Genomic DNA, 5,084 nt, shown 5'->3' on the forward strand with positions numbered 1-5,084 from the left:
CTTATGCACGTCCAGACCGACGTATTTCACTGCTTCCGTCATGACTCGCCTCCAGTGCTGACAAATCCATCGTCAGCATCTCAGATTTGAGCCCCCGCGGCTCCGGCAGTCATGGGGTCTAAGCGTCTCTGCGCGCACTTATGGGTCGACTCTATGCGTCGACGACTCCAGCATTCCAAAGGCATCCATCGGACAGTTGTAGCATCGCCTCTCGTCGCAGAGCCGGCATATCGTCAGCGCCGAGACAGCGTCGTCAGACATCTGCGCAAGTATTGTCTCGGCAATACGTTCCAGCACGAGGCGGTCAGCATTCGAGACATGGCTAAGGATTTCGGATAAAGTCTCGTTTCTTCGTTGCAGGATCGCAGATAGGCGAGTCTCGCCTGCCTCAGTGAGCATCAGCGCTACTGCACGACGGTCCCGTAGCGCTTTGGATCGAACGGCGAACCCGGCTGCAACCAATCGATCGACAAGCCGCACCGTCCCCGCGTGGGACAAGCCTAGCACCCGTCCTAATTCGTCGATCGAAAGACCGGTCGCGTGACCGATGACGACGATCGCCGCGGTGGTTTCGCCACCGCCGGGTATCGTCGGGTCGAATGCCGCCTTCTTAATTCGATCGGTGATGCCCACTGCGAGGGCGCCGAACAGATTGACGAGCCGGTCCGAGAGTACGTTCAAAGGGTTGCCTCATTCATTGACGGCGTATAGTGTATGCGCAGCGCATATATCACGCCTGTCTAAGCATGAAGGCAGGTCATGCGCCATGATGAAAGCGAGGCACCATGTTTTCGACATTACACATAGCTGAAAAGACGACCGGCTCTCGCGGGTCTCTCGCGTTGCTGCGCTGGGCGCTGGTGGTCATCTTTCTCTGGTTCGGTTGCATGAAATTCACGAGCTATGAAGCGATGGGCATCGCGCCATTGATGAAGAACAGTCCGATCATGAGCTGGATTCCGGCCGTTTTTGGGGTGCAGGGTGGAAGCTATTTTATAGGCACCGTCGAGCTCGCGACGGCCGCTGCGCTGATTATCGGTGCTTTCAACAAGACGGCCTCCGCTCTCGGCGCGGCGATGTCATGCCTGACTTATGCCGTGACACTGACGTTTTTCCTGAGCACGCCTGGCGTCGCCGAGCCGACCGCTGGCGGGTTCCCGGCGATTTCGGCCGGAACCGGACAGTTCCTGTTGAAGGACCTGGTGCTTCTTGCGGCATCAGCGTGCCTTCTACTTGCGTCCATACGGACAGCAGACGCGTGACGGCAAACAGGTGATAGGCGACGCTCCGGACCTGCGCTTTTGCCGAACCATACCCGCCTCAGCCCATAACGATCGACAAACCCTGTCGCTTTGATAGGGTGTTCGAAAACATGCTTTCGAGGGTTTGTCGTACATGCTGGTCGGATATATGCGGGTGTCAACGACCGATGACCGCCAAACGGTCGATCTCCAGCGGGACGCGCTCGTCGCAACCGGGGTCGATCATCGGCATCTCCATACCGACAAGGCATCCGGCGCGCGCGACGACCGACCAGGCCTGAAAGCCTGCCTCGACTATCTGAACGCGGGCGACACACTGATCGTGTGGAAGCTCGACCGGCTCGGACGCTCGCTGCCGCACCTGCTGACGATCGTCACCGATCTGAAGGCGCGCGGCATCGCGTTCCGGTCGCTGACCGAGCAGATGGATACGACCACGCCGCACGGCGAATTGCTGTTCTCGCTGTTCGGTGCATTGGCACAATATGAGCGTGCGCTCACGCGCGAACGGGTGATGGCGGGACTGGCTGCTGCCAAACGCCGGGGACGCCAAGGTGGCCGCCCGCCGATGATCGACGCCGAAACGCTCGAGCGGATCACCGCCGCGCTGGATGGCGGGGCCAGCAAGGCGTCCGTCTGCCGGACCTTCAAGGTGCCGCGTTCGACCCTTCTCGGCACGCTTGCCCGGATCGGCTGGACCGCACCGGCCAAGGTCTAAGCCGATGCCGCGTCGCGCCGTCCTGTCGGACGAGCAACGCGCGGCGTTGCTCGCGCTTCCCGACGACGAAACCCTGCTCGTCCAGCACTGGACATTGAGCCGGGACGACTTGGCCATCATCGTCCGCCGGAGGCGACCGCATAACCGGCTGGGTTTCGCGATCCAGCTTTGCGCGCTGCGCTATCCTGGCCGTTTCCTGCGACCCGGTGAACTGATCCCTGATACGCCGCTCGCGTTCGTCGCAGAGCAATTGCAGGTCGGACCCGAGGTGCTGGCCGACTACGCGACGCGCGGCCCGACCCGGTACGAACAGCTCGATGCACTGCGCGATGCATTCGGCTTCATGCCGCTCAGTCGGCCGCTGCGAACGACGTTGCAGGAATGGCTCCTGCCGATCGCGCTGACGACGACCAGCGGGGCTAGGCTGGCGCGCGTGATGCTGGATGAGTGCCGGCGACGGCGCATCATTGTGCCGGGCATCAGTTCGGTCGAGCGGATGGTCGCACAGGCGTTGCTCGATGCCGAACGCCATGTCGCCGAGCATCTGACCCGAGGACTCGATGCTCGACAGCGCCGGCTGCTCGATGCGCTTCTCCTGCCCCACACAGGCACGAACTTGAGCGATCTGGCCTGGGTGCGGCAGTCACCCGGCAAGCCCGGCCGAAAGACATTCGCCGCCATCATCGAGCGACTGACACTGCTTCGGGCCATCGGGATCGATCCGGATATCGCCGTAGGCGTCCATCCCGAGCGCCTCCGACGCCTGTGCCAGGAAGGCGTGCGGCTGACCGCGCAACATGTTCGGACGCTGCAAGCGACGCGGCGTCGCGCCACATTGGTGGCGACCATCCTCGAAACCATCGTTACCCTCACCGACGATGCGGTGCTGATGTTCGATCGCCTGCTTGGGCAGATGTTCCGGCGCGAACAGAACAGCGCGGACACGACACTCAAGCGCAACCGGCGCACCATCAACGGCAAAATCCGGCTGCTTGCCCAACTCGGCGCTGCCTTGCTCGCCGCCAAGATATCAGGTGGCGATATCGGCGCTGCGGTCGAGGCAGCGATCGGATGGAATGATCTCGGCCGCGAGGTCGATGAAGCCCGCAAGCTGATCCGCCCCGATTCGGTCGATCCCGTCGCGGTCGCCGCGACCAATTACCCCGTCCTCCGACAGGTCGGTCCCTCGTTCATCGCCTCGTTCACATTCGGGGCGGTGCCAGCCTGCCATGCGCTCGCGCGAGCGGTCGCGATCATGCGCGACCTTCATTTTGGTCATCTGCGCAAATTGCCTGCAGGCACGCCAGTCGGCTTCATCCGGCAAGCTTGGCGTCGGGCGATCGGCACCGGCATTCCCGATCGCAGGATCTATGAATTGTGCGTGCTGGTCGAGCTTCGCGACCGGCTTCGCGCCGGCGACATGTGGGTCGAGGGAAGCCGACGCTATCGTGCTGTCGAGCAGCAACTCATTCCTGCCCCCGTATTCGCCAACATGCGCGCGGCCGGCCCCTTGCCGATACCGGCACCGGATACGGCCGATATCTGGCTGGCCGAACGACGCGCCCGCCTCGCCCGTCGATTGGCCGAGGTCGAGCGAAAGGCGGAGACGGACGCGCTGGAAGACGTGCAGCTCAGCTTGGGCAGGCTGCGGATTTCGCCCTTGAAGGCGATTACTCCCGAGGAATCCGATACCGCCCTTGCGCCGCTCTATGCGCATCTGCCCGCGATCCGCATCACCGACCTTCTTGCCGAAGTCGATCGATGGACCGGGTTCAGCCAGTGCTTCACGCATCTGCAAAGTGGCCGTGCCGCGGATGAACCACGTGCGATCCTCACGGCGGTGCTCGCCGATGCCACCAATCTGGGCCATACGCGCATGGCGGAAGCCTGCAATCTCGTGACCCAGCGCCAACTCGGTTGGCTCGCCTCGTGGCATCTGCGCGAGGAAACCTACGGTCGCGCGCTCGCCCGGCTTGTCGACGCCCAACACACCGCGCCGCTGGCCGCGCTGTTCGGGTCCGGCACCTCGTCCAGCTCAGACGGTCAGAACTTTCCGCTCGACCGCCGCGCCCAGGCAACCGGCGCAGTCAATCCGCACAAGGGGACAGAGCCGGCTGTCTCCTTTTACAGCCACGTCTCGGATCGCTACGCGCCGTTCCATTCCACAGTTATCTCCGCTTCGGCGAGCGAGGCGGCACAGGTGCTCGACGGGCTGCTCCACCACGGCGCCGATCTGCACATCGAAGAGCATCACGTCGATGGCGGGGGCGTCTCCGACCATGTGTTCGCGCTATGTCATCTGCTTGGGTTCCGGTTCGCGCCGCGTATCCCGAATATCGCCGCACGCCGTTTGCACCTGTTTAACGGCATCGAACCCGGCCCCGATATTGCGCCGCTGGTCGCGGGCCGCATCGACGAAGGTCTGATCGAGGCACACTGGGACGACGTGCTGCGACTGGGAACCTCGATCCGCACAGGCGTCGTCAGCGCCTCGATCATGCTGGAACGGCTCGGCTCCTATCCACGCGCCAACGGCCTGGCACTGGCGTTGCGCGAGATCGGTCGCGTCGAGCGTACCCTGTTCACGCTCGACTGGATCGAGCAGCCCGAACAGCGTCGCCGCGCCACCCGCGAACTCAACAAGGGAGAAGCGGAAAATGCCCTGAAACGCGCCATCTTCTTCCATCGCATCGGCCGTATCCGCGATCATGCGCTGCAAGCCCAAAGCCATCGGGCGAGCGCGCTGAACCTCGTCGCCGGTGCCATCGTCCTGTGGAACACGACCTACCTGCAAGCCGCCCGGATGCATCTCGCCAACCTCGGCCGGCCGGTCCCGCCGGACCTGCTGCAACACCTATCACCGCTCGGTTGGCAGCATATCAATCTCACCGGCGATTACCTCTGGACCGATCCCGATGCGCCATCCACCGCGCTCAGACCGCTTCGCCAGATGCGCGCCGTCGAAGGCACGGCAAAACCTTAGACCCCATGACTGCCGGAGCCGCGGGGGCTCAAATCTGAGATGCTGACGATGGATTTGTCAGCACTGGAGGCGAGTCATGACGGAAGCAGTGAAATACGTCGGTCTGGACGTGCATAAGGAA

Annotated in this window: 4 protein-coding genes; 3 read left to right on the plus strand and 1 reads right to left on the minus strand. The window is 63.1% G+C overall.

The annotated features are described in order from the left end of the window. Window positions 1-138 precede the first annotated feature (138 nt). Complete coding sequence (locus S2M10_RS04705; RefSeq protein ID WP_010339851.1) at window positions 139-681, minus strand: MarR family transcriptional regulator; 543 nt, start codon at window positions 679-681, stop codon at window positions 139-141. 104 nt (window positions 682-785) lie between these two features. Here S2M10_RS04705 and S2M10_RS04710 point away from each other — a divergent pair, with 104 nt between their 5' ends. The 3 genes from S2M10_RS04710 (at window position 786) to S2M10_RS04720 (ending at window position 4,963) form a co-directional block, all read left to right on the plus strand. After that, on the plus strand, window positions 786-1,262 hold the full coding sequence (locus tag S2M10_RS04710) for a DUF417 family protein (RefSeq protein WP_010339850.1): 477 nt from the start codon (window positions 786-788) through the stop codon (window positions 1,260-1,262). A gap of 133 nt (window positions 1,263-1,395) precedes the next feature. Next, window positions 1,396-1,980: a recombinase family protein gene (locus S2M10_RS04715; RefSeq protein WP_010339849.1), complete on the plus strand. Its 585-nt coding sequence runs from the start codon at window positions 1,396-1,398 to the stop codon at window positions 1,978-1,980. A gap of 4 nt (window positions 1,981-1,984) precedes the next feature. Next, window positions 1,985-4,963, plus strand: coding sequence for a Tn3-like element ISMpo10 family transposase (locus S2M10_RS04720; RefSeq protein ID WP_012449407.1), 2,979 nt, complete (start codon window positions 1,985-1,987; stop codon window positions 4,961-4,963). Window positions 4,964-5,084 lie beyond the last annotated feature (121 nt).

The organism is Sphingomonas sp. S2M10, assembly GCF_012650175.1.
GTDB lineage: Bacteria > Pseudomonadota > Alphaproteobacteria > Sphingomonadales > Sphingomonadaceae > Sphingomonas.